The organism is Streptomyces netropsis, from assembly GCF_014203545.1.
Lineage (GTDB): Bacteria > Actinomycetota > Actinomycetes > Streptomycetales > Streptomycetaceae > Streptomyces > Streptomyces netropsis.
Genome location: NZ_JACHJG010000012.1, coordinates 132957 through 157176, shown reverse-complemented (window position 1 = coordinate 157176; position 24220 = coordinate 132957). Strand labels below are relative to the sequence as shown.

25 protein-coding genes and 1 pseudogene are annotated in these 24220 nt (G+C 72.5%); 9 read left to right on the top strand and 17 right to left on the bottom strand.

Annotated features, from left to right (window positions below; translation table 11 throughout):
• Positions 1–60 precede the first annotated feature (60 nt).
• From FHS38_RS26045 to FHS38_RS26035, 3 genes are all read left to right on the top strand, one after another.
• On the top strand, positions 61–1269 hold the full coding sequence (locus FHS38_RS26045) for a DUF5005 domain-containing protein (RefSeq protein ID WP_229822859.1): 1209 nt from the start codon (positions 61–63) through the stop codon (positions 1267–1269).
• A gap of 319 nt (positions 1270–1588) precedes the next feature.
• Positions 1589–2191: an AAA family ATPase gene (locus FHS38_RS26040; RefSeq protein ID WP_229822858.1), complete on the top strand. Its 603-nt coding sequence runs from the start codon at positions 1589–1591 to the stop codon at positions 2189–2191.
• 136 nt (positions 2192–2327) lie between these two features.
• Complete coding sequence (locus tag FHS38_RS26035) at positions 2328–3356, top strand: aminoglycoside phosphotransferase family protein (RefSeq protein WP_184737442.1); 1029 nt, start codon at positions 2328–2330, stop codon at positions 3354–3356.
• A gap of 73 nt (positions 3357–3429) precedes the next feature.
• On the opposite strand, the gene FHS38_RS26030 is transcribed toward FHS38_RS26035, so the two are convergent.
• On the bottom strand, positions 3430–4290 hold the full coding sequence (locus FHS38_RS26030; protein WP_184737440.1) for an ATP-grasp domain-containing protein: 861 nt from the start codon (positions 4288–4290) through the stop codon (positions 3430–3432).
• Positions 4291–4579: 289 nt separating this feature from the next.
• Between FHS38_RS26030 and FHS38_RS26025 the strand changes: the two genes are divergently transcribed.
• Together FHS38_RS26025 and FHS38_RS35655 are read left to right on the top strand one after the other, a co-directional pair.
• Positions 4580–4828 carry a hypothetical protein gene (locus tag FHS38_RS26025; RefSeq protein ID WP_184737439.1) on the top strand — a complete coding sequence of 83 codons (249 nt, stop codon included), beginning with the start codon at positions 4580–4582 and terminating at the stop codon, positions 4826–4828.
• Between the two features lie 291 nt (positions 4829–5119).
• Positions 5120–5599: a DUF2637 domain-containing protein gene (locus FHS38_RS35655; protein WP_229822857.1), complete on the top strand. Its 480-nt coding sequence runs from the start codon at positions 5120–5122 to the stop codon at positions 5597–5599.
• A 67-nt stretch (positions 5600–5666) separates the two neighbouring features.
• Here the strand turns inward: FHS38_RS35655 and FHS38_RS26015 are convergent, their stop codons facing one another.
• Positions 5667–5849, bottom strand: coding sequence for a hypothetical protein (locus tag FHS38_RS26015; RefSeq protein WP_184737435.1), 183 nt, complete (start codon positions 5847–5849; stop codon positions 5667–5669).
• A gap of 85 nt (positions 5850–5934) precedes the next feature.
• Here FHS38_RS26015 and FHS38_RS26010 point away from each other — a divergent pair, with 85 nt between their 5' ends.
• Entirely contained in the window at positions 5935–6492 is a 558-nt protein-coding gene (locus tag FHS38_RS26010) for a hypothetical protein (protein ID WP_184737433.1), read from the top strand.
• On the opposite strand, the gene FHS38_RS26005 is transcribed toward FHS38_RS26010, so the two are convergent.
• On the bottom strand, positions 6435–7409 hold the full coding sequence (locus FHS38_RS26005) for an alpha/beta hydrolase (protein ID WP_184737431.1): 975 nt from the start codon (positions 7407–7409) through the stop codon (positions 6435–6437). The genes FHS38_RS26010 and FHS38_RS26005 overlap by 58 nt on opposite strands.
• A 225-nt stretch (positions 7410–7634) precedes the next feature.
• Positions 7635–8135 (bottom strand): annotated as a pseudogene (locus tag FHS38_RS26000) (NsdA family TPR-like regulatory protein); the annotation flags it as partial.
• Between the two features lie 491 nt (positions 8136–8626).
• On the opposite strand from FHS38_RS26000, the gene FHS38_RS25995 reads away from it, so the two are divergent.
• Together FHS38_RS25995 and FHS38_RS25990 are read left to right on the top strand one after the other, a co-directional pair.
• Positions 8627–8797 carry a hypothetical protein gene (locus tag FHS38_RS25995; protein WP_184737429.1) on the top strand — a complete coding sequence of 57 codons (171 nt, stop codon included), beginning with the start codon at positions 8627–8629 and terminating at the stop codon, positions 8795–8797.
• A 14-nt stretch (positions 8798–8811) separates the two neighbouring features.
• Positions 8812–9483 (top strand): PhzF family phenazine biosynthesis protein, encoded by a 672-nt coding sequence (locus FHS38_RS25990; protein WP_184737427.1) that lies wholly within the window; start codon positions 8812–8814, stop codon positions 9481–9483.
• Here FHS38_RS25990 and rox read toward each other — a convergent pair.
• The 13 genes from rox to FHS38_RS25925 form a co-directional block, all read right to left on the bottom strand.
• Positions 9463–10902 carry a rifampin monooxygenase gene (gene rox / locus FHS38_RS25985; protein WP_184737618.1) on the bottom strand — a complete coding sequence of 480 codons (1440 nt, stop codon included), beginning with the start codon at positions 10900–10902 and terminating at the stop codon, positions 9463–9465. The genes FHS38_RS25990 and rox overlap by 21 nt on opposite strands.
• Positions 10903–11111: 209 nt before the next feature.
• Positions 11112–11720: a hypothetical protein gene (locus FHS38_RS25980; RefSeq protein ID WP_184737425.1), complete on the bottom strand. Its 609-nt coding sequence runs from the start codon at positions 11718–11720 to the stop codon at positions 11112–11114.
• Between the two features lie 183 nt (positions 11721–11903).
• Entirely contained in the window at positions 11904–12362 is a 459-nt protein-coding gene (locus tag FHS38_RS25975) for a hypothetical protein (RefSeq protein ID WP_184737423.1), read from the bottom strand.
• Entirely contained in the window at positions 12349–13605 is a 1257-nt protein-coding gene (locus tag FHS38_RS25970; protein WP_184737421.1) for an Hsp70 family protein, read from the bottom strand. The genes FHS38_RS25975 and FHS38_RS25970 overlap by 14 nt, the downstream gene beginning before the upstream one ends.
• The gene (locus FHS38_RS25965; protein WP_184737419.1) at positions 13602–15608 is read right to left on the bottom strand and encodes a dynamin family protein; all 2007 of its coding nucleotides are present in this window, start codon (positions 15606–15608) and stop codon (positions 13602–13604) included. The genes FHS38_RS25970 and FHS38_RS25965 overlap by 4 nt, the downstream gene beginning before the upstream one ends.
• An 8-nt stretch (positions 15609–15616) precedes the next feature.
• Positions 15617–16180 carry a hypothetical protein gene (locus FHS38_RS25960; RefSeq protein ID WP_184737417.1) on the bottom strand — a complete coding sequence of 188 codons (564 nt, stop codon included), beginning with the start codon at positions 16178–16180 and terminating at the stop codon, positions 15617–15619.
• The gene (locus tag FHS38_RS25955) at positions 16177–16758 is read right to left on the bottom strand and encodes a nucleotide exchange factor GrpE (RefSeq protein ID WP_184737415.1); all 582 of its coding nucleotides are present in this window, start codon (positions 16756–16758) and stop codon (positions 16177–16179) included. Before FHS38_RS25955 ends, FHS38_RS25960 begins: the two co-directional genes overlap by 4 nt.
• Position 16759: 1 nt before the next feature.
• Positions 16760–17566, bottom strand: coding sequence for a C39 family peptidase (locus FHS38_RS25950; RefSeq protein ID WP_184737413.1), 807 nt, complete (start codon positions 17564–17566; stop codon positions 16760–16762).
• Positions 17563–19293, bottom strand: a complete 1731-nt coding sequence (locus tag FHS38_RS25945; protein WP_184737411.1) for a dynamin family protein — start codon at positions 19291–19293, stop codon at positions 17563–17565. Before FHS38_RS25945 ends, FHS38_RS25950 begins: the two co-directional genes overlap by 4 nt.
• Positions 19294–19297: 4 nt before the next feature.
• Complete coding sequence (locus FHS38_RS25940; protein WP_184737409.1) at positions 19298–20461, bottom strand: hypothetical protein; 1164 nt, start codon at positions 20459–20461, stop codon at positions 19298–19300.
• The gene (locus tag FHS38_RS25935) at positions 20458–21363 is read right to left on the bottom strand and encodes a PP2C family serine/threonine-protein phosphatase (protein ID WP_229821947.1); all 906 of its coding nucleotides are present in this window, start codon (positions 21361–21363) and stop codon (positions 20458–20460) included. The genes FHS38_RS25940 and FHS38_RS25935 overlap by 4 nt, the downstream gene beginning before the upstream one ends.
• Positions 21351–22121, bottom strand: a complete 771-nt coding sequence (locus tag FHS38_RS25930; protein ID WP_229821948.1) for a vWA domain-containing protein — start codon at positions 22119–22121, stop codon at positions 21351–21353. The genes FHS38_RS25935 and FHS38_RS25930 overlap by 13 nt, the downstream gene beginning before the upstream one ends.
• Before the next feature lie 73 nt (positions 22122–22194).
• Positions 22195–23226, bottom strand: a complete 1032-nt coding sequence (locus tag FHS38_RS25925) for a hypothetical protein (RefSeq protein WP_184737408.1) — start codon at positions 23224–23226, stop codon at positions 22195–22197.
• A gap of 305 nt (positions 23227–23531) precedes the next feature.
• On the opposite strand from FHS38_RS25925, the gene FHS38_RS25920 reads away from it, so the two are divergent.
• Entirely contained in the window at positions 23532–24041 is a 510-nt protein-coding gene (locus tag FHS38_RS25920) for an O-acetyl-ADP-ribose deacetylase (protein ID WP_184737406.1), read from the top strand.
• Positions 24042–24220 lie beyond the last annotated feature (179 nt).

Here is a 24220-nt window from a genome sequence, read left to right as displayed (position 1 = left end):
GGCCGGAGAGCGGGCAGCAACCGTCGGCCCCACCGGCTCGTTGGTCCGGCTGTCATGACAATGTCCACGTCGCCATGGAGCCCGATCCGCGACGCGCTCGCGGCCGCGGCCAGGTCGCGGGCGCCCCGCGCGCTGTTGCTCGCGGCCTTCACCGCGACCTGCGCGTTCCTGCCCCCCGCCCCGCCTCCCGCCACGGATCCGCCCCGGGTGGCCGGGGTACGCCCGATCCATGCGCTGAACGACGCCTTCACCCGGTACGCCGAACACGCCCGCTCACCGCACCACTGGACCGGCGGGGACAGCACCTACTCCGTACCGACGCCCGCCGGTCAACTGTGGATCTTCTCCGACACCTTCCTCGGCACCGTACGGCCCGACGGCTCGCGCCCTCCCACCACCGAAGACGGCGGACCGACGCCCTTCGTCCACAACAGTTTCGTGCTGTGGAGGGCCGACGGCCCCCGCACGGTCACCGGACGGGACGCCTCCGGCCGTGTCGCGTCCCTGGTGTCCGGCCGCGGTCACTGGTACTGGGCCCGGGCCGGTGTCCCCGACGGCCACGGCGTCGCGGTCGTCTACGCGCGCTACGCCCGTACCGGGCCCGGTTCGCTCGACGTGGCCTGGCGGGGAAACGTCCTGGCCAGGTTCGGCCGGGGCCGGCTCGCCCGGCCGCGGTCGGTCACCCCGCTGCCGTCCGCGACCCGTACGGCGTGGGGGGCGTGGCTGGACCGGCAGCGGCACCACACCTACATCTACGGCACCGAGAAAGCCCCCTCCGGCGGCTACCACCTCCGCCTGGCCCGAGTCGCCGGGTCCGACCTGCGCCGCCCCTGGCAGTACCGGACCGCCCACGGCACCTGGTCCCCCCACGAGTCCCGCTCCGCCCGGCTGACCGGTCCCGGCGGGACGCCGCTGCGCACCGCGGACGAGCTGAGCGTGGTCCGCCACGGCCGTTGGTACGCCTTGCTCACGCAGCGGGCGGACCAGCCGTTCAGCGCGGAACTCCAGCTCGCCTGGTCCCGCTCCCCCGGCGGCCCGTTCAGCACACCCCGCACGGTCTACACGGCACCCGAGTCAGGACCGCACGGCACCTACCACAACCAGAACGTCTACGCCTACAACGCCCACGAACACCCGGAGCTCGCGTCCCACGGCGAGCTCGTCGTCTCGTACAACGTCAACAGTCTCAACCCCCGTGACGTCATCGACCGCGCGGACATCTACCGGCCCCGCTTCCTCCGCATCGCCCTGACACCGGCTTCTCCCTAGACCGCTACCGGCCGACTTGTGGGCGGCATCGCGCCTCCATCCGTAAATGTCCCGGACGCAGAAACCAATGGGCTCCCCGCGACGTCTCCCAGACTGTCCCCGCTCGCGCCCCGGTGGGGGCCGATGCGCGAGGTTCTCGAGGGCCGATCGGCGGCCCGTACGAGGCCGTGGGGCACGTCGGCACGGAGAAAGGGCGGCAGTGGGCGATACAGGCAGGCCGGACGCGGTGGACGTACGGGCCGTTCCGCACGGGGACCGGGGAGCGAGTGTGCGTCCACGCGGGTCGGTGGACCTCCGAGGGCAGGCGGGCGCTCCGGCCGTGTTGTCCTACCCCGCGGGGGCCGTGGTGGTCGTCTCCGGTCTGCCCGGCAGCGGCAAGAGCACCCTGCTGCGCCGGTGGTCCGAGGCCGCGGCAGCCGTCGATCCCCGGGATGTCCACGTCGCGTGCCAGGCGCTGATGCCGGATCGTCTCCCGTACGCGGTGTACCGGCCCTGGGCGCGGTTGGAGCACGTCCGCCGGCTGCGCGCCGCGGTCCGCGCGGGAGGACCGCTGCTGGTGCACGACTGCGGCAGTCGGCCGTGGTTGCGCCGCTGGCTGGCCCGGTCCGCCGGGCGCCAGGGCCGCGAACTGCATCTGGTGCTGCTCGACGTCGGCGCCGCCGAGGCCCTCGCGGGGCAGCGGGCGCGGGGCCGCTGGGCTCCGGGCCGGGTCTTCGCCCGCCATCGGCGGAGGCTCGACCGGCTCCTGCTCGCGCTGTCCGCACCGGTCGGGACGGACCGGGGTGCGGTTCCCGAAGTGGTGGCTGAGGCGGTCTCGGTGGTGCTGCTCGACCGGACCTCGCGCGAGCGGGTGCGGGCGGTGGAGTTCGGCTCGGACGGCCACCGCCCGGAACGCCCCGAGCGGGCGTGCACGGCGGCGTGAGAGACACGTCCTCGGCACCCGGCCGGGGAAGTGATCGGCGCCCGCGACAATACCGTGGCCAACCGCCGTGCCCGCAGCCTACTGTGACGCCGTGGCGGCCACCGGAGCCTGTCGCACCGCCGGGAAGGATGAACTCATGTCGCCACGGCTGCCGTTCGGGGAAGCGCTACGGGCCGAACTGGGCAGCCCCCGGCGGCCTCGCCTGTTGGAGAGCAGCCCACGCTCACATGTGTGGCGCGTCGAGTTGGGCGGGGCGCGGGCCGTGGTCAAGCAGGCCGTCGAGGGTCCGGACGCCGCGGAGCGCCATGACCGCGAAGTGACCGCGCTACGGTTCGCCGCCCGTGCCGATCCGCCGGTGGCACCCGCGCTGCTCGGCACCGATCCCGTCGAGCGCGTACTGGTCCTGGAGCACATGGACCATCACCGCCCGCCCGGCGACTGGATCGTCGGCTACGCCGCGGCCCTGGCCCGGCTGCACGCGACGACCGGACCGCGGGACACCGGCGCGCTCCCCGCATGGTCGGGCCCGGGACAGCACGACACGGCCGCCTTCCTCCGGCTGGCCGAGACGCTCGAGGTCCCCGTGCCGTCCCATGCGCCCGACCAGCTCGACGACCTCGTGCACCGCCTCGGCGAGGCGCCCGGGTACGCATTGCTGCACGGCGATCCGTGTCCGGGCAACGATCTGCACACCGCCGACGGGATCCGGTTCATCGACTTCGAACAGGCCTCCCTCGGCAACGGCCTGATGGAGCTCGCCTACCTGCGCATCGGCTTCCCGACGTGCTGGTGCGCCACCACCGCCCCCGAACCGCTCCTCCGCCGCGCCGAGGCCGCCTACCACTCGGCGTGGCGCGCCGCGAGCGGCACCGGACCCCGCGGTGATCTCACCGACGCGTGCGCCGGCTGGCTGCTCCGGGGCGACGCGCTCGTCCAGCGGGCCCAGCGCGGAGCCACCGACCATCTGGCCCGGGTGACCGACCGGGACTGGGCGTGGGGCACCGCGACCGCCCGGCAGCGCCTGGCCCACCGGCTCGGTGTCGTCGCCCGGATGACCGCCGGCCGGGCCGACCTGAGCGGCCTGAGCCGACTCTGCGCGGACATGCGCCGGCGCATGCTCGCCCGTTGGCCGAAGCTCACGCCCTTGCCGGCACACCGCCCGTAGTGGGGCCGGCGGTCACGACGCCGTGCGGTGGATCACCAGGGCGTCGCGGCGAAATCCGCAGTCACAGCATGACCTACCCGACCGTCACGGCCCGCTTGGCGGCCCCTGCCGTGCTGAGCAGGCGGTGCAGGGATGCCTTCAGTTCGGCGACGAACGCGTCGCGGGTGGCCGACGGTACGAGGTCGAGCGACAGGTAGGGGTTGAGGTCCTCCAGCTCGACGAGGAGCAGGTCGCCGTCCGGGGTGCGGCAGGCGTCGACGCGCTGGATGCCGTGGTCGAGGGTGTTCCAGTCGATGAAGCGCTGCGCGAAGTCCAGATCGGCGGCGGTGGGCTCGTACGGTTCCAGCACCCACCGTTCCTCGGGCCGGGGCGCGTGGAGGGCGTACTGGAAGGCGTGGTCGATGAAGTAGAAGGAGACCTCGTAACGGAAGCGGATACGCGGCTGGACGAGCACGCCGCCGTACTCCAAGGTGTCCAGCCGGTCGCGGGGCACGATCTCCAGGCCTATGGAGTCCGCGCCGAGTTTCGGCTTGACCACGTACTCGTCCACCTGCGGCAGTCGGTCGATGTCCTGGTACCGGTCGATGGTGGGGATGACCGGATGTCCCGCCGCGCTCAGGTCGAGCAGGTACTGCTTGCCGGCCATGTCGGCCTTGCCCGTCAGTTCGTTGTGGACGAGGGTGCCGCTCCGGGCCGCGCGGTCGCGGAAGTCGTCGTACCGGTCCTGGTAGTGCAGCACCGGGCCGCTGTTGCGGACCACGACCGCGTCGAAGGAATCCATCAGCGCGGCGGCGTCCAACGGGTGGCACAGCGCGATGTCGAAGTCGTCACGCAGCCGCGAGGACAGGAAGATGTCCTCGTCGCAGTACCGCCGCCCCTTCGCCGGGTAGGCGAGGTCGGTGACGTACAGGACACGGGGCTGAGCGGGCGACACGGTGTTCTCCTGAAAGATCGGCTATCGGCCAATCTACCTTCGGCCGATTCCGCATCAGGGGCGTGGGGCGCCCCGAAGGAAACGGTGCAGCGCGGGTGTCCGTGTGGTGAGCGGGGACGGGCAGGCAGCGGCAGGTGTGCAGGCACGAGCCCGCACCTTCTCCCGCATTACGCCAATATGCGATGGTCTGACCGGCCAATGCAAGGTGTGCTCAAAAATTGTTGAGTTGAGTAGTATTCACCCAAATGTCGGTCAACTGCGTCGGCCTCTCGTTCGTTGGGGCAGCGTGATGTCATCCGAACCGCAGCAGCCCGTACCCGACGGCCATGACCGTCCCGGCGCCACCAGGGTCCTACGGGCCTCTTCATTTCCCGCCCGGTGGGCGGCAGCGTTGTCCGTCCGGTCCAGGCACCGCACGGTGAACGCCGGGGTGCAACGGCCGGACGGGCCGGCAGACTCGGACCTGCTGGAGGGGTATCTGGCCACGCTCGCCCGCCTCCAGGCCGATTTCCACAAGTCCTGGGAGGCGCTGCGGTGACAGCGGAAGAGTCGGCATATGGTGCGCACAGCACCGACGAGCACGCCCGGCGGTGCGGGCCGCCCTGCCATGCATGACCACAAGCCGCACGTTCCCCAACCGAGAGCGGCAAACGAGCAGCCCGTGCGAACCGCCGGATCCCTCCCGGGGGAACCACGCCATGCCGCCGTGGGAACAGAGGCCTTCTCCTTCGCCCCCGCACCCGATTACCCCCCTGTATGGCACGAAACAGAACCAGGCCAAGCGCCTCGCCAGGCCGGGCGCACGGCTGCCACACCACGGGCTGGGGGTGTGCACAGCCATCCCCGGCATCGCCGACGCCGCGGCTGGCAGCCCGGGGCGTCGCAGTGGACACGGCTGCTCAGTTCCACCCTGGCCGCGCTGACCGCGCTGATCGTGGCGGCGGCCAGCATGCTCGGCGGCGTGATCTCCTATCCGCTCCTGGAGAACCTGGCTGCCCCGTACGTGCCGCGCGGTCTGTGCCCCTGGTGGCCGCCCCTGGTCTACGGCCCCTGGCTGGCAGCCGCCTTGTCCATCCTGCGCGCCGCCGTACACCAGCGCCGCGCCGCACACTCCTGGGGCGTGCTCCTGCTCTTCTCCGGCCTCGCGGTAGCCCTGTGCGTCAGCCACACCCCCATGTCACTGCCGTCCCTGGGCGTCGCCGCCCTGCCACCCGTCACCGCGCTCGCCTGCTTCCACCAGATGACCCGTCAGATCACCCTTACCCGGCCGCCTCGCCGGGCCCGCCCCGCACACACGCGCAACCACTGAGCATCTTCAGAGCAGTCACCGACCGGATGACGTGGCGCTGCGGCAGAACGGGCGAGGCCCCAGGGCCTCAACTGCGGCCGTGGCGCCTGAACATCGCGTACATGCTGATGACGACGATCTCCAGACCGATCACGTCACCGATCAACTCCCCCGGGAAGACTCCGGGCGCGAACATGACGAGCGCCAACAACAAGGCGATCAGCAAGACATGCGGCGCGATCGCTATCCCGTTTCCCTGCGTGTCCTTCACAGCGCCTCCTTCTCGGGCTTCCCTCTTCATCCTGTCCGGACAGGATCAGCCTATCCATCCCGGAGCCGGGATTACGCTGGCGGGCATGGCGATGCAACGACATCAGGGGCGGCCCGACGTGAGTGGGGGTGACGAGGAGGACTCCTCGAACGGCGAGGGAGCCGACGGCTCGATGACGTTGCCGGTGCTGTGGGTGGTGCTGCTGCTCGGCGGCTTGTGGTGGGCCGTCGTCGCCGCTGGCACCGACGGGTACGACGCGGAACCGTGCGGGGACGGGCCGGGGGCCGGGGGTTGTGTCCGCGACATCGGCGGACAGGGCGACTTGAGCGAGCGCCTGATGCTGTGGGCCCTCGTACCCGCCGTGCTCGCCCACATGGCCGTTGCGTTGCGCCTGCGCCTCCCGCGCCGGGTGCTGGCGGTGGCCGCGGCGTTCTTGGTGATCGCGGCTTCCGTACTCGGCTGCCGGGTCCTGCAAGCGCACAAAGCAGCCGATGACGCGGTCGGCACGGGCATCGGTCCGTCCGGCCTCGCGGCACCCTCGTCGCGAGGCCGGACGGACCGGCAGCCAGGAACCCCGGACCGGGCTCAGGCGATGCCGCGGGCGAGCTCCGCGAGCGCCGACACCAGCGGGGCGCGCCGGTAGGGACCGACGTGCGGGGCCTTCACGGTGCGTACCGTGAAGCGGTTGCGCGGTGTCAGGGCGTCCGCCTCGGCGATCATCCGGTCCTGGAGCGCCGGGGGGATCATCCGGTCCTCGCTGAAGCGGATGTACGTCCGGGGGATCCGGCCCCAGGTCGCGGCGTCGACACGGGCGTCCGTCATGGCGATGCCCGCCGTCTCGTCCGGTTCGAGGGAATTGATCAGCGCCCGGAACGCCGCGTCCGGGTAATCGGCGGCCGTCGCCGCCTTGAGCTTCGCCAGGAAGTCCGGGTCGCCCGAACGCCAGTTGGCCCGGGTGATGCCGAGTCCGGGCGCCGCCGCGATGCCCGGGATCGTGAACGCCAGGCTGTCCTTGGCCTCCGGTGCCTTGAGGTAGTCCAGCAGGGTCGGCAGCTTCACGGGGCAGAAGGCCGCGACGTAGGCGATGCGGTCGAGCAGTTCGGGAACGGCGTTGCCCACCCGGTTGACGGTGAGTCCGCCCTGGCTCTGCCCTACCAGGATCACGGGGCCGTTCCGGCGCGCCCGTCGGACGACCTCCACCACATGGTCGGTGTAGTCGTCGAGGGTCACCTTGCCGAGCGGGGACGGTTCCGTCTTGAGCGCTTCGAGGTCCTGCGGCGCCTGGTAGGCGACCGGGAAGTAGGCGTCCGGGCCGTGGCCGGGCAGGTCGACCGCGAGGGTGCGGTGGCCCAGCAGTGTGAGCTCCCGCATGTAGGGTGCCCAGCCGCCTGCCGAGCTGTTCGCACCGTGGACGAATACGTAGGTCGGCGGCCGGTGCCCGCCGTGTCCGCCGCCGTTGGGTGCCGCGTTCGCGCCGGGGGCGGCGGCGAGCGCTCCCGCCGCCAGGGCGCCGGTCGCGGCAGCCGTTCGTAGGACACCGCGCCGTGTGTGGTCCGTCATGCCACGTTCCCTCTCATGGTCCTGAAATCATGTGAGTTACTGCCGAGATCGTCGCATGGGATCCTCTCGACGGGACGTCAGGGGCCCTCATGCGGACGGGCCCGCCATGTGGCCGAGTCGCCGGGCGCAGGGGTGACAGACACCGCCGCGGGACGCCGGGGTGTGCAGCAGCCCGTCCGCGGCCGGATGTCCGCAGACCACGCACGCGCGCTGCTTTTCCTGGCCGGGGGCGGTTCCGGCGGCCGGGCCGCCCGCATGAAGCGGGTCGTACACCGCGGTGACGCCGAGGGCCGAACCCGTGGAAAGCGTCGCACCCGCCCCCACCAGACCGCGCCGGTTGAGCATGAGGTCCATTCCCGTGAATTCGGTGAGGATCGCGGCGGTCCGCTCCGGCGCCCAGGGCAGTCCGTCCGGGGACTGTGTCCTGGCCCCACGCCCCCGCCGGGCGAACCCGAGGTCCTCAATGGTCACGACACGACCGAGGCGCTCGGTGAACAGGGCGGCCAGCACCTTGGGCACGGGATCGCGCGGGGACTCCCCCATGTCGATCCAGCGCCGCACCCGTGCGGTGTCGGTCGCCAACTGCGGATGTCCCATCACGGCCGCCTGCCGGTTCACGAGTCTCGCCAACTCGCCCTTGGTCCAGCCGCTCAGACCGAACAGATCCGCGAGCCGGGTGTTGGCACCCCGGGACTGCGGGCGAGGGGCCTCGTCCAGATACGACACGGTCCAGACCGGGGTCTCGGAAGCCGCGGCCAGGTGGACCTCCTCCGTCCAGGCCTCCTCCCACTGCCGGTACACCTCGTCGAGCAACTTCGCCGCGTCGCCGCCACGGACACGTCGCACCAACGCCTCGGCCACCGCGACGACTTGGTCCCGTTGCTGGATCACCGGGCTCGCGAACACACCGTGCACGACGGACCGGGAGTACCGCTCGGGCATTTCCCGGAGGATCGTCCCGACCGATGGCGCTCCCGCCTTCAGATGCAGCTCGTGCAGCTTGCGCTTGAGCCGACGGCGCGCGCCGGACGGCAGTTCCGGCATCGTTAAGTGGCCCGCTCGTCCCACGACTCGCTCTCCCATCGACCCGTTCTCAACCGTTCGCAGCCGTTCGCGGCTGTCCCGGATCATCCCAGTCCGGCCGCCGTCGCGCCGGGGATGTCCACAACCGATCGCAGGCGACCGCCGGGCCGGGGAGGGCCCGGAACCTGGGCCGCATGCATCGACTGCCCGACTTCCTCCTGCACGACGTCCTCGGCGACTACCTCGCGGCGCTGCTCGGCGCTCTGACCGTGTGGGGGTTGCGCCGGATCCGCGCGTGGCGACGGGACGGTGAGGAACGCGCCGATGGCGAAGAGGGCGGACCCGGGCACGGGTGTGGACGGTGATGTTGAATGCCGGGATGACCGACATCCAGGTACTCAGTGTCTTCGGCGGGCCCGGCGGCCGGGGCGGCAACACGCTCGGTGTCGTACGCGACGGCGCCGCCGTGCGCGGCGACGGGAGCCGACGGGAGCTCGCGGCCGAACTCGGTTACAGCGAGACCGTGTTCATCGACGACGCCGAGCGCGGGGTGGTCGACATCTGGACGCCGTCCGCCCGGCTCCCGTTCGCCGGACATCCGCTCATCGGTGTGGCGTGGCTGCTGGGCGCCGGTGTTCTCCGCCCGCCCGCCGGTGAGGTACCCGTCCGCCGGGACGGGGACCTCACGTGGGTGCGCGGGCGCGCCGAGTGGGCGTCGGGCCGGCGCACCGAGCGGTTCGCCTCGCCGGCCGAGGTCGAGGCGCTGCCCGCGCCGCCCGGGGGTGAGGGGTGGCTCTACGCGTGGGCGTGGCTCGACGAGGGCGCGGGGCGGGTTCGCGCCCGCGCCTTCCCGCGCCGCGGTGACGGCGTCGTCGAGGACGAGGCGACGGGCGCGGCCGCGATGGTGCTCACCCACGAGCAGGGCCGCGCCCTGGACATCCGTCAGGGCAGCGGCTCACAGATCCTGACCCTCCCCCGCCCCGACGGCACCATCGAGGTCGGGGGCCGGGCCAGGCAGGTGGTTTCCCGGTCAGGCGGCGCGCTCGGCTGACGGAGCGCCGAACCACTTGGGCAGACGGGTGAGCAGGTCCGCCTGATCGTCGCCGACCCAGACCACGTGGCCGTCCGGGCGCAGCAGCACGGCGGGGACGTCCAGTTCCTCGCTGACGTCGACGACGTGGTCGACCCGGTCCGCCCAGCCCTCCACCGAGAGCCGGCCGGTCTGGTCGAGCAGCAGCCCACGGCCGCCGCGCATCAGCTCGTAGAGACGACCCTGCTTCAGCTGCACGTCCCGCAGCCGCCGGCCGACCAGTTCGTGCCCCTCGCCGAAGTCGTAGCGGACCCCGACCGCAGTGATCATCTCGGTCACGTACCGGTTCACGACCTCGAATTCCAACAGCTCCGAGAACAGCTCCTTCAACGCCATCGCACCGGCGTCGGTCCTCAGCAGCACGCTCTGCGCGCGGGTGTTGAGCACGACGCGGGCGCCCACCGGGTGCCGTTCGGCGTGGTAGCTGTCCAGCAGGCCTTCCGGCGCCCAGCCGCCCACCTCGGCGGCCAGCTTCCAGCCGAGGTTGAACGCGTCCTGCACGCCGAGGTTGAGCCCCTGCCCGCCGACCGGCGGGTGGATGTGCGCCGCGTCGCCGGCCAGCAGCACCCGCCCGACCCGGTAGCGCTCGGCCTGCCGGGTGGCGTCGCCGAACCGGGACAGCCAGCGCGGCGAGTGCACGCCGAAGTCGGTGCCCGCGACCTCCCGCAGCCGCTGCTTGAACTCCTCGAGGGTCGGTGCGGCACGCTCCTCGGCCACCCCGTCGGCGGGCACGATGACGCGGTACGTCGTCCCGTCCGGGTTGGGGACGACGCCGAACCGTACGTAGGTCTTGCTGATCTCGGCCGCCACGGCGGCCACCGTCGCCGGGTCCTCGGTCACCTCCATGTCGCCCAGCAGCGTCTCGACCGTGGGGGGCTCACCGGGGAAGCCGACGCCGAGCAGCTTGCGCACCGCGCTGCGGCCGCCGTCGCAGCCGACGACGTAGCGCGAGCGCAGCTGCGTGCCGTCCGCCAGCTCGACGCTCACCCCGTCCTCGTCCTGGCTCAGCCCGACCACCTCGCAGCCGCGCCGTATCTCGGTGCCGAGTTCGACGGCGCGCTCGCCCAGCACGCGCTCGGTGACCGGCTGCGGCATGGCGAGGCCGTACGGGTGTGCGGTGTCCATCCGGTCCGGCCACGGCGTGGGGAAGGCGGCGAACGGACCGCCGACCGTGAAGGGCTCGCTGACCTCGCGGAACCGCTCCAGCAGGCCGCGCTGGTCCATCACCTCGACGCTGCGCACGTGCAGGCCGCGCCCGCGGGACTCCGAGGTCGGCTCCGCCAACTTCTCCAGCACGACCACGTGCACGCCGTGCAGCCGCAACTCGCCGGCCAGCATCAAGCCGGTCGGCCCACTGCCGACCACGATCACGTCAATCACAAAGTCCCCCATGTAACAAAGTTGAATTCCGGCCAGCTGCTCCGCGCAGTCCGGCGGTGCGCACCCGCGCACCTCCGCGTCGACGTTTTCGCAGGTCTGGCCTTGATCGACAATTCTGCGGCATGACCCGGGCCTTGCCGCAAGCCCCCCGGTGCGCTATAAATTGAGACAGGCAAGGAGTGGATACTCTCCTTGCCTTTTGTCGTCGGTCACCACGTCACCTCATGGGGTTCGGGCAGGACGAAGACCGTGGTCGCGCCGACTGTGAACACATCCTCGCCGGCGCGCAGCGGGGAGCCGTCGAATGCCTTGTCGAAGGCGGCGTAGCCGTCGTCGGCCAGTACGGTCCGGACGTTCCTGGCGGCCACTCTCCGGGCGCCGACCGAGAAGTGCTCCAGGTCCACCGCGTACCGCAGGAAAGTGATCTGTTTCTTCTTCGTGCCGTTGATCGATGCCTTCGCCGTGGTGCGAGGGTTGCCCAAGTGCCCGAAGAATCCGTCGAGTTCGACCTTCTTGTCCTCACGGACGAATGCCAGGCCCCCGTCGAGCATCGCCCCGCCGTCCTCCAGGGGGAGCGAGACCTTGCCGTGGGTGATCGGGAAGCGTACGCAGGTGGGGGCCGCGGGGTCGATGGACGCCGGGGCGGTCGCGGTCATGGTGATGTCCGCGTCCTCCAGGGCCGCCGCGGCGGGCCCGGTCAGGCACAGTCCGGCCGAGCCGCGCACGGGCACCGTCGGGCCGACGGCGGCGACCGCGACCGAGGTACCCAGGACCGCCACCACCAAGGCGACGGGAGTCCACGCCAGCGCACGTCTCATAACCAGAACCTCCCACCGGGCCGGGCCCGGGATCGTCACGATGGCCGTGCCTCACCGGCGGACGGGTCGCGCACGTTCACGCCCGTCCTATAAGTAACACCGGCCCGGGCGGGCATCCGCGCACGGACGGCTCCGGTCGACGACGGTTCAGTCGTATGGGGGGAGGGACGGCCGGGGGCGGTGTCACAGGCGGCATTCCTCGCGGCACCACGCGAAGAGTTGGCGAGCCTCGGTGACCCACCGGTCGGCGGCCTTACGGAAGTCCGCCTCGGGGATCGCGCAGGTCAGGGGCAGGGTGCGGATCCCGGCCAGGTAGGGGTGGGGGGTGGTCAGATTGAAGACGGTCAGCATGGGGACCAGCCTGTCGGTGTTCCAGGCGTTGGCGGCGGCCGCCGCCAGGGCGAGCTGATCTCCCTTCAGGAAGCGGTCGTCGGTCATCAAGACGATCAGCAGGTCGTTTCCCGTCGTGGTCACCGTCAGACGGATCTTCCACTCCGCTTCGGGGGCGTCGCGCTCGATCGTCACGTACGAGGCGTCGGCCTCGTACGGCCACAGGTGGCCGGATGCCCAGGAGCAGACCAGTTGCCGCCAATGGGCGGCCAGCGGCATCGGCGCTTCCGGCGTGGTGTCAGGTGCGGGCACGGCGCACCGCCTCGATCACCATGCGGTCGGTCAGTCCGGCATCCAGCAGGGCCGCGATCCGGGGCGGCAGCGGACGGGCGCGGGGCGCGGGCGGCGGGGATGCCGGCGAGGTCGTCACCCGTGCGGGAGCGGTGCCTCCGGCCAGCCACGCGGCACCGGTGGCCACCGCGAGTTCCGGCTCGGAGACGTCGAGCACCGGTCGTCGCGAGTGCCGCACGAGGTGTTCTCCGACCATGGGCAGGCGGGAGCTGCCGCCCACGGGGACGATCAGGTCGAGGTCGCCCCAGCCGAGGCCGTGGGCGCTCAGCACCCGTTCGCACTCGGCGACGGTGTCCGACAGCAGCGGGCGGACGGCGTCCCGCAGGTCGGCCTGGGTCAGGGTGATCTCGACGGGCGGGTCCAGCATGGTCAGCAGGTCGGAGTGCTCCGAGGAGACCGACAGTTGGTGCTTGAAGGCGGTGCACGCCTCGTGGAGCAGGGTCGCGCGGCGCAGCACCGAGGCGTCGTCCGTGCCGGTGGCCGCCCGCCGCAGGTCGTCCACGGCCTGCGGGCAGCGGTCGCGGATCAGGGCGAGCACGGCCTGGTCGATGGCGATGCCGCCGGAGTCGGGCAGGCCCCCGGGCGAGCCGAGGACGGTGAAGCCCTCCGTGGTCCCCCGCGCGATGGCCAGGTCGAAGGTGCCACCGCCGAGGTCGTAGACGAGGAGGGTGCGCTCCCTGCCCAGGCCGTGGTCGTGCAGGGCATACACGGCGGCGGCCACGGGTTCGCTGTACACCTCGATGGTCTCCGGGGCGAGGCCCGCGGCCCGGGCGGCGCTCTTCATCAGCTCGCGCCGGCTGCTCTCCCAGGTGGCGGGCACGGTGATCACCACGCGGGTGGGGGCGGTGGCGACGGCGCGCCGGGCCTGCCGGACGAGGAACCCGAGGACCTCGGTCGTCAGCTGGGCGGTGCTGAAGCGGCGGTCGCCGAGCAGATGCGGGGACGGCTGGCCGAACTCCTGCTTGAATCCCGACCGGAAGCGTTCCGGGTGGCGCAGTCGCGAGTTCTGCGCGGCCTGCCCGACCACCATGGACCGGTCGGGCAGCAGACAGACGGCGGTGCGCACGGATGTCGTGCCGTACGGGCTCACGGGGTCGCGCACCGGTAGCGGCGGGTGGCCCCGGCGCAGCACGACCAGCGCCGATGACCAGGTGCCGAAGTCGATTCCGTAGACCGGTCCGGGCCGGTTGGCGTCGGCGGTCATGGCGCGTCGAACTGACCGGGGTCGAAGGGGCCGTGGGAAACCGGGGAGACCGGGGAGACGACGGTGTCACGGCGTCGGGCCGCCGGGCGCGCCGTCTGCCGGGGAGGGCGGGGCGGTGGGGCGGCGGACTGCTCGATCCGGGAGCGCAGCCGGTCGAGTTCGCCTTGCAGGAGGCGGTGGCGCTGTTGCCGGGCGAGCAGCTCGCCGCGCCGTCGGGCCAGCTGTTCCTCGGTCCGCGAGGTCGCCTCCTGGAGCCTGCGGCCGGACTCGGCGAGCGACTCCCGCTGGGCCGCGAGCTGCGCGCCGAGCTCCTGCGTCAACGTCTGGGCGGTGTCCCCGTACGCCTGGTGGAACGCCTCCGTGGCGTGTCGCCGGTTGGCGGCGATCTCCTGGTTGACCAGGTGGAGCAGGCGGGCGGCCCGCTCCCGCTCGGCGCGGTCGCGCAGGTCCTCCCGGTGGTTGCGGATGCCCTGGACGACGCCCGTGACGCCCAGGCACGCGGCCACGGCGAAGCCGGTGACCGGTTCGACGAATCCCACCAGGCCCCCGGCTCCGAGGCCCGCCATTCCGGTCGACCAGCCGCTGCGCAACAGGTCGAAGGCGCGGGCGGGGCGGACGTCGAGCGGCACGGTGGGTACGGCCACGGCGGGCGCGAAGGGCGGCGGGGGCACTTCGGGCGGGGTGAGACGCAGGCTGGTGCGCTCGGCGAACTCCCGCATCAGCGTCAGGGCCACGGCGGCCAGCCGCTCGTGGGCCTCGGTGAGCGCTCGCAGCATGCCCGCGGCCACCTCGCCGACCAGTTCGTCCGATCCGGGGTCACAGCCGCCGGCGGCCGCCTCCTGGTAGCGGCGCGACACCGCGTCGAAGGCGTCCTGAAGGCCGGTGCGCGTACGGCGGTTGTCGAGTTCGAAGCGTCGGCGCAGTTCGGTGCGCCACTCGGCGCCGCCCGCGGTCAGCCGCTCGATGCGCGCGGTCGTTCCCGCGATGTCGTGCCGGAGGCTCCGCAGGGACGCGTCCGACTCCAGGGCGGCGAGTTCGTTGGCCGTCGGGGAGCCCGCCGTGGCGAGGGCGTCGCCGAGTCCGTCCAGGGCCCGGCGCAGCTGGACGGCTCCGGCGGCGGTGGCCAGCCCGCCCCACAGGGCGTGGTCAAGCTCCGGGAAGCCGGAGTCGGCGAGCAGCCGGTCGTCGGTGCGGTCACCTCCCCGGCCCGCTTCCCGCTCCCTGTGCCGCAGCCATTTGAGCTTGCGGAAGGCGGAGACGGGGATCACCACCAGGCTGCCCGCGGGGCGTCCGGTACGCGCGGCGATCTTCTCGCGGGCGTCGGCGACCAGCGGGGAGACGTCACGGACCTTGTCGGTCTTGGTGACGGCGACGATCACCATGTCGCACGCCTTGAGCGCCTCGTCGAGGAAGTCGAGTTCGTAGGTGGTGAGGGGGTCGAGGGCGTCGCAGGCGAAGACCAGCCCGTCGGCCCGTTCCAGGAAGGAGCGGGTGGCCGCGGTGTGTTCGGGGTTGACGCTGCCGACGCCGGGGGTGTCGACGAGCACGAGACCGGACTCCAGGCGCGGCACCGGCGCCTGGACCTCGACCAGGCGCACGTGTTTGTGGTTGCGGGGGTTTCCCTGCTCGGTGACGTACGCGCCGAGGTCCGCGAGGGCGATCTCCGTGTGCCGCCCGGCGCCGTCGGCGGAGGCCGGGTCGCCGAGGTGGACCCGTGCCCGCTCCCGGGGCCCCCAGGCGAGGGTGGAGACCACGCTCGTGGCCACGTCGACGTCGACGGGGAACAGGCCCGGTCGCTCCACGAGGGCGTTCAGCAGGGTGGACTTCCCGTGTTTGAACTCGCCGCCGACGACGACGTGGCAGGTGCCCCGCTCCAGGCGGGCCCGGGACTGCTCCAGCCGCTCCCGCTGGTGGGGGCCCAGCTCGTCGGAGAGTTCCCCGGTGAGCCGGGGGAAAGCGGCGAGTACGTCGGCGCGCAGTCGGCCGAAGGCGTGGTCGCGCACGCTGTGGTTCACCTTTCCCGGGGGAGGTGCCGGCCGAGGAACTTGGGGGCCAAGCGGCGGTAGTAGGGGGCCAGGGAGGGTTCGAGCAGCCGTCCCAGCAGCTCACCGAACGGTGCCGCCCACGCGCCCGCGGGCGGCCGGCCGTGCGCGAGGCCGTCGAAGAGCTCGTCGTACAGGCCGAACAGCCGGGTGCGCTCCGACAGGTACGCGGCGGTGGACAGCCCTTCGACGGCCGGGTGCGGAAAGCGTCCCACGGGCCGCTGCCACTCCCGCCGCGATCGGTCCGGCTCCTTGAAACGCAGGTCGGTGTACTCGACCAGGCGCCCGGTGGACCAGTCGAGCGCCGCCGTGGCGAACGGCGGGAAGAGATCGGCGCCCCCGGCCGGGTCGGGGCGCATGACGAACAACGGCAGCCGGAGGTAGACGCGCGGCACGCCGTCGTGGAGTACCGGCACGGGCAGCGGCCAGCCGATGCCCGCCTCCATCGGGGCGAGTTCGCGGAACGTCCGGGAGCGGCGCAGGGCCCCCCACAGGGCCTCGGACCTCGGGCGGTCGCCGTCGGTGGCGGTCATCGCGCGTCCTGCCTTCCACACTCGGCTTCGGCTTGCGGGTGCCGGGGGCACTCGTACGGCACGTAGGAGACGACTTCCTGGGGCCGCAGCAGCACGTCCCGCCAGAGGTAGCCCGGGCGGACCGTCTCCGCGATGCGGTCGCTCAGCAGTCCGGAGGGGTCGTCGCGGGTGGCCACCACGTGGTGGCGGGCGGGGTCCACGGGGCCGGTGTCCTCGACCGGGGTGACACCGGAGGCGGCCAGCGCGGCCACGACGCCCCGGCGCACCCGGTCCAGCACCGGTCCGGCGGCCGCGGGCGGGTCGCCCGCCAGGCCGGCCAGCCGGTCCAGCAGCTCGATGAGCGGTGCCGCCGCGGGGGGTACGGGGTCCGGGGCCGGTCGCGGTTCCGTGACCGCCGCTGTCGGCGGCTTCCCGTACGCGGCGCGCAGTTCGCCTTCGATCCGGTCCCGTTCCGCGCTCAGCCACGCGGCGCACCTGGCGGAGAGCCCCGCCAGGGATTCGTACGCGACCGTCGGCGGCCGGTCGGGAAGCGGCGGTGCCGGCGGTCGTGCGGGCCCGGTCGTCTGCTCGTGCGTCATCTCATGCCTCCGGGCGTTCGGCGGTGACCAGGAGGTTGCCGGAGTCCTGCCAGGCGTCCATGAACTCGTCCAGCGGGACCATCAGGCCTTGGCCGTCGGGGTGTCCGGAATCGTTGAGCACCACCATGGGACGGGCGGGGTCGCTGTGGTCGAACCCCGTGACCCAGACGGCGTGGTTGGCGTCCTGACCGGGGATGCCCGGCAGGTCTCCCACGGTGTCGTCGGCCAGGTCGTGGCCCGGTGCCCAGATCTCGTCCGCGTCGAGGCCGACGATGGCGGCGTCGCCACGGCTCAGTACCTCCTGGAGCTGGGCCAGGGACGCGCCCTCGGTGTGGTCCACCCGGACGCCGTGCAGTTCCAGCAGGTTCCCCACCGCGTCCGGCGAGGTGCCCGCGCCGTCGAACCATCCTCTGGCCGCTGCCTCCGCCGTGAGCTGCTCCTCGCTGACCCGCTCGCCCGTGAGGTACTCGAGGACCATGCCCTGGGCGCCGATCGCGCAGCCGCCCTCGCCGGTGTGCTGATGCCATACGCCCATGGCGCCGCCCGGGTCGCCGACGACGGCGTGGGGGTCGCTGTGGGCGGAGACGTAGTTCGGCAGGTCGGCGGCGCCCACGAGGGCCGGGGCGTCACCGTGGTCGATCTCCGCGCCGTCGTGCGGGTCCAGGAAATCCGTCCACTCCACGGGGTCCGGGGTGCCCGTGAGGTCCGTCGGGTCGAAGAGGTCCCCGCCGGACACCGGGTCCATCGCCGGCTCGAACCCCTCCCCGTCGTAGGCGTTCGAGCCCCCGTCGTACGTGTTCCAGGTCACCGGCCGTTCCCTCCGTCCGTCTCGTCCCCGACGGCCCCGCCCGGCCCTTCGTGGCAGTCTCCGTACAGCAGCGTCTGCGCCCGGCCGACCAGGTCGGCGACCCGCTCGTACGACCGCAGGACCACGCGTGCGACGGCGAGCGTGGGCCGGTCGAGCAGCGGGTCGCAGCAGCGTGCGGCCCAGTGGGCGACGTGGCGGCGGGCCGTCCGCAGGAGGGTGGCCACCGGGGTGCCCGCCGGAAGGCCCAGTCGGGCGGCGCAGCCCGGACCCGACTCGCCGGTCACCGCCAGCAGCTGGGACTCCTCCTCCGCCGTCAGGTTCAGCCCGCCCCGGTAGTAGGCGGCCAGGGCGGCCAGTTCGCCGGGGCCGGGGTCGGTGACCCTCATGTCCTCCAGCAGTGCGGCCACCCGTCCCGCCACGGCCGGCGGGGGCCGGTCGGCGAGCTGCGCCGTCGTGCGCAGCCGGGCCACCTCCTCGGCGATCTCCCGTTGGCCGTGGTCGAGCTTGATCAGCGCGGCGCGGTTGCCGAAGTGCCGCAGGATCTGTTCGCGCAGCGCGACGACGCCGCTGCGCTCCAGCAGCAAGCGGCGGGTGGCGTCCTCGTCCAGGCCGTCGCGCAGGGCACCGCAGGCGAGGAAGACACCCCAGGCGCCCATCCGGTCCACCAGGGCGGCCCGGGTCCCGGCAGGTACGGGCAACTGCGGGTCGTCACGGACGCAGAAGAGGTTGACGTCCTCCATCAGCTCCGCGAGCCGGTGCGGCGGAGTCTTCGCCAGGTCCGCGAGCGGCTCGAACGCGGCGGACGGCATGCACTGTGCCGCCACTCCCAGCAGCCCCGCGACGGGGAGGACGGTGCGGAACACGCGCCGCACGGCGGGCCGTTCACCACAGGAGTCGGCGATGCGGCGGGCCGTCGCCATGGGGTCGTAGGCCATGGGGTCGGCGGGCAGTCCGTCCGGGCCCACCTCGCCGGCGGGCGGCCAGTACTGGTCGGCACGGGTGAGCACACCGAAGGCCTTCAGGGGGCTCACCACCGCGCCGTACGCCCCGGCGAAGGAGTCGACGGCCTGCTGGTCGGCCCGGCCGAGGCCCCGGCTGAAGGCGAAGACGACGGCGTCGGCGCGGCCCATCTCGGCAGCGCTCTCGGCGTGCACCGACCGGACGTCACGTCCCAGCCGCCGCAGCGCTCCGGCGGCGTCCGCCCGCTGCCCCGGGTCGTCGATGCCCAGGAAGGCCAGGGTGTTCTCGGCGTCGGTGCCGTGCGCACTGCCCAGGCCCGGGGTGTCCACCAGCCGGAAGTGGCGCAACAGCGGACTGGGACGGCCCACCTCCACCTTGCGTACGGCGCGCAGCAGCCGCATCCCGGCGGGGTCGCGCACGGTCAGCCGCGACAGCGCACCGGGCGGTAACTCCCTGGCGGGCCTGCCGTCCTTGAAGTGGACGAGCAGCCGAGGACGCTCGGCGTGGTGGAACTCGCATACGTTGAAGGTCAGTTCCAGTCGCCCGGTGTCGGCGACCTCCTCACCGAGCAACGCGTTGACCAGTGTCGTCTTCCCGCGTTTGATCTGTCCGGCCACGGCCACCCGCATCGGCGTGCTCATCCGGGCCCGCGCGGCGCCGACGACGGCCAACAGGTCGGCGGCCGCCGGGTCGGCGGGATCGACGGCACGGGCGATCCGGTCGAAGACATGGCCGTGAATGCCCGTGGGACCGAGGAACGGCGGCATCCCGTCACCTCACCGAGGCGAGCAGCATGATGACGAGGAGGACGGCCGACACCACTGCGATGACCTTGAGCCACTCCGGCGGGAACTCGGGGAAGTCGAGCCGCGGGTCGGGGCCGGGGGCGGGCGGTGCCGACGGCGGGTTGAAGGCATCGTGGCCCGTCAGCCGGGCCCGGTCGCACCACGGGCAGCGGGCCAGGTGCGTGCTGTGGGTGTGGCGCGGGCGACTGGGACACGTGGTCACCGCGCCCGCGGCCCGTGCCTGCTCCAGTGCCTCCAGCCACTGCCGGGCCGAGGGCCGTAGCGTCACGTCCCGCATTCCCGGCCCGAACGTCTGCCGGGCCAGCTCCAGCACCGCGGGCGGCAGCACCGTCGGGTCGATCACACCGCGCGGCAGGTACACCGACTCCGGCCGTACGACGAAGCACCGGCTGGCGGTGATGTTGTCCGAGATCTGTACGTCGTCCTCGCTGTCGCGGGGCACCCCGCCGAAGGGGTGGTACCCGGCGCTGAGCAACTGGTAGATCAGCACCGCCAAGGCGAAGTCGTCGCTGTGCGCACTGCCGGGGGCACCGGCCAGCCGTTCCGGGGCCGCGTAGTCGGGGGTGTGCAGGGAGGCCGGGAACGCCTCGCCCGTCACCGGGTCGGTGAAGCCGATGGAGTCGCAGTCCAGGAACGTCGCGAAGCCCCGCTGGTCGACGACCACGTTCTTGGCGGAGAAGTCCCCGATGACCAGGCCCTCGTGGTGCAGCCGGGCCGTCATGAACGCCAGGTTCCAGCAGACGCCGAGCAGGAACCGCCAGTCGGCCTTCTCGGGGAACCGGCGCAGCCGCTGGTCGCGGCTGAACAACCCGGTGAGTTGCACGTGTTCCGGGCCGGCGTAGCGGCCCATGCCGTAGCCGAGGAACGTACCGTCCGCCGTGTACGCGAGACCCACCGGCCAGGCCAGCTCGGGCGGCTGGCCGCTGCCCACCGGGCGGCCGGCCAGCGGGCTCAGGGACAGCATCCGCCTCAGCCGGTGCTCCCGGGCCGCGTCGGGCTCGTGGTAGACCTTGACCACCAGTTCGTCCGCGCCCTCCACTCCGTGGACGGCTGCCTCCAGGCCCGAGCCCAGCGGCGGGTCGAGCAGGACGACCGGCCGGCCGTTCAACCGCACCTTCCGGCCCGTCACGACAGGCCCCTCCCCCACTCCCGCCGGGCTCCGCGCACCGCCCGGACGAGAGTCTTGTCGTCGGCGTTCAGCGCGGTGAGGCGGTGCGAGCGCAGCAGCGCCCCCAGGTCCTCGGCGTCGGCCTGCGGGTCCGGGCCCGGCCGGTCCAGCGCGCGCAGCACGGAGGCGGCGAACGACCGGTTGGGCGCCGGCCCCCGTCCGTCCGTGGTGGACAGGGCCGCCTGGGCCAGACCGTCGGTGGACAGCAGCACACCGTCGACCCCGTCGTCACGGACGCAGTCGATCCGCACCCGCGACGCGGCGTCGGGCGAGCTGAGGAACGTCGTCTCGTTTCCGTACTCCCCCGGTGGCTCCGGCTGCGGCAGGAGGTGGAACTGCGGTGCGCCGTCCGTCTCACCGGCGCGGAGCACCGCGAATCCGTCACCCAGGGAGGTGTGACCCACCCAGCCGGGGCCGAGCGCCAGCACGGTGAGGGTGGTGGCGAAGTCCTCCGGACCGCCCCTGTCCCCGGCCAGCTCCCGGGTGTCGTCGAGGAAGGTGTCCACGACCTCCCGGAAGGCGTCCCGTTGGAGCCGGGCGAGGGTGTCCCCCTCGCCCGGCACGGTCGGGAAGGAGGCGAGACGCCGCCCGAACACCGAGGTGGCGAGCCGGATCGCCAGGTGTGCGCCCTCTTCGGACCGGGGCCTGCTGCCGGCCCCGTCGGCCACGGCCAGCACCGTGACCCGGGCACCGTGCGGGCCCACGCACACCTGTCCCCAGGCGTCCTGACAGGGCAACCCCTGCTGCACGTGCCGGTACCCGCGCACGCTCAGGCCGTGCACCCGCCATGTCGCCCCTTGGGACCGCCCCGTTCCCACCACCCCCGACACCTCGTCCCCGCCTCCGTCGCTCAGGCGTCCCACGCGGAACGCTGTGTCTTGAAGCGGGCGAAGAGCTGCTCGAACGTCTCCTCCTCCGCGCCCCTCTGCTCCGCGCCGGCGCTGGCCGACATGGTCTGGAGCAGGTCCCGGAAGGGGAACCCCTGAAGCGTTGCGTGGTACGTCGGGGCCAGCTCGCGCAGCACCTGCTGCCCGTACTCGCTGATGCCGCCGATACCGAAGGCGTAGAAGCGGAACCTCTTCGCCTGCTGCTCCGCGGCGAGTACCGGGATCAGCCGCCGCCACGCCGAGGTGACCCGCCCTGCCGTGTCGGTCGGCAGGCCGTCCGTCACCAGACAGACCTGCGGACGGTAGTACTGCAGGCCCTTGCGCCTCAGTTCCGTCTTGCGGGCCGCCACCAGGGGTATCGCCGTCTCCACCGCCTCGGTCAGCAGGGTAACCCCACAGGCGGCGAGCCGCGGCGGCTGGAACAGCTGGGCGGGTACGAACGGGCTGACCGGGGCTCCCGGGGCCAGCTCGTGCGGCCCCTGCCAGATGGCGATGCCCGCGCCGCCGAAGGTCACCAGGGCGATCTCGACGCTGTTGCCGAGCGCCGGGTCGTCCCTGATCTCGTGCCCCCAGGAGGCCAGTGCCTCGTTGAGCAGGCGGATGGGCTCACCGGCCATGGAGCTGGAGGTGTCGAGGAGGAGCAGCAGCGGAAGCCGCTGGGCGTTGTTGTTCTCGATCTCGATGTCGTTGAAGGACGCGGGCATGTCCTGCGTGGGCAGGTCCTGCGGCGGCACGGGTGGCCGCTTCGGTATTCCGGATATCACGTTGTCCCCCGATGTTCGATGCGTTGATGTTCCGGTACGGACCTCAGGGCGGCGCGCTGCCGCGAGCGTGGCCGTCGGCGTGCCCGAGGCCACCGGGCGCGAAGGCCTCCAGCCGCCCGGATTCCGGGCCCACGACGTCGACCCTCGCTCCGGGCCGCGGCGGGGTGAGCGGAGGTCCGGCCCACGTCGCCCGGTGCAGCCAGCCGTCGAACTCGACGTACCCCTGAGGCCGCAGGCACGTCCGCACGACCGCGGTCCGCACGGGCCCGTCCAACGGCCGCCGCACGACGGCCAGGCGAGGCCGGCCCGTGGGCACTGACGACGGCCGGTCCGCGGATGTCGGCGCCCCCGACAGGAGGAAGCCCGGCGGCAGCGGACGGCCGGTGCCGGCTGTGACGACGGGGCGCCTGGTCTTGAAGACGGCCAGGGCGACGAGGGCGAGGAGGGCCACGAGGGCGATCAGCAGGACATCGGTCGGGTCCGGGCCTCCGCCGCTGCCTGTGGGGCGCTGTGCGTCGGCCCCCTTCTGGGGCGGCTTGGTGACCGACTGATTCTGTGGCAGCGTCAGTTTGGCGGCGTGCTGCCGGACTTGAGGAGCGCTAGCCTTGCCGGATTGCAGGTGGCTCTTGATCGCTTGCTGATCCAGCTTCCCCTTTTGCCGCAGCAGGTCGCACACCGTGGCGTTGTTCCCTCGGCAGAGCTCCGCCGCCTCCCGCGACTCGAGGACGTCTCCGCTCTTCTGGAGCGATTCGACAGCCAAGTCATCCGGGATCACGCGTTCATTCGCCAGGAGCAGGAGCATGGTGCCGGCCTCTCCGCTGTGGCGGGAGCCGGTCAGGTCCACGATCAGGTACCGGTCCTTGCGCGCCTCGAGAACCTTCCGCACACCCTGCTGGATGTCGCCGCCGCTGAAGTCGAGCTTCTCCGGCACCCTCACGAGCAGGGTCCCGTGCTGCTGCGTGCGCCCCAGCGCCTCGGCCGTCAGGCTCAACTCCGCCGGGACACTGCTGCGGGCCGGCGACGACGGCGCACTCAGCGCCACCACCGCGCCCAGCGCGACCAGTACCCGTACCACCGTTCCGTGGAGCCGAGGCCGAACCGCTCGCGCGGCAGGCCGAAGGCAGCTGTCCGCCCGTGCCATGTGATCCCCCGATGGCCTGCCGGAGACGGAAGATCCGTCCCATGTTTCGGCGTGTCCAGGTTGCAGGTTGGCAGCAGCAGGGCGATCGAGCAGTGGTATGGAATGACTTTTTTCGTCCCGCCGATGCACACGGCGCGGTGAGGGCGCACGGTGTCATTCGCGCGCGGAGCATGTCGCCTCACCGTACGCCCCCGGAATCTCGCTCCGGCCGCGACGGCGCGGTGAGCGAAGATGGCTACATGACCACCATCACCTTCGTGCGGGGCGACATCACCAAGCAGCACGTGGACGCCATCGTCAACGCGGCGAACTCCTCCCTCCTCGGCGGCGGGGGCGTCGACGGCGCCATCCACCGCGCGGGCGGCCCCGAGATCCTCAGCGCGTGCCGTGATCTGCGCGCCTCCCACTACGGCAAGGGCCTCGCCACCGGCCGCGCCGTCGCCACGACGGCGGGCCGCCTCCAGGCTCGATGGGTCATCCACACCGTGGGCCCGGTGTTCTCCCGGGAGGAGGACCGCTCGGACCTTCTGGCCTCCTGCTACCGCGAATCGCTCCGGGTCGCCGACGAGCTGGGAGCCCGAACGGTGGCCTTCCCGGCGATCTCCACCGGGATCTTCCGCTGGCCGATGGACGACGCGGCACGCATCGCCGTCGAGACGGTGAAGACCACGGACACGTCCGTCGAAGAGGTCCGCTTCGTCCTCTTCGACGAGGCCGCCTATGCGGCCTTCACCGCACAAGGGCACTGACGCCGAGCGGAACACGGTGCGAAACATTCACCCCTGGCTGCTCACGCAGCCAGGGCTACCGCCCGAGTCCCCCCAGGGAGAGGGAACGCAGTCACCTCTCCCTCATGAGTCATCAACTCGGCAGTCCACGCACCCGGGTCTATGACCACCGAAACCGTGCCCGGCCCCGCCTCGGCATG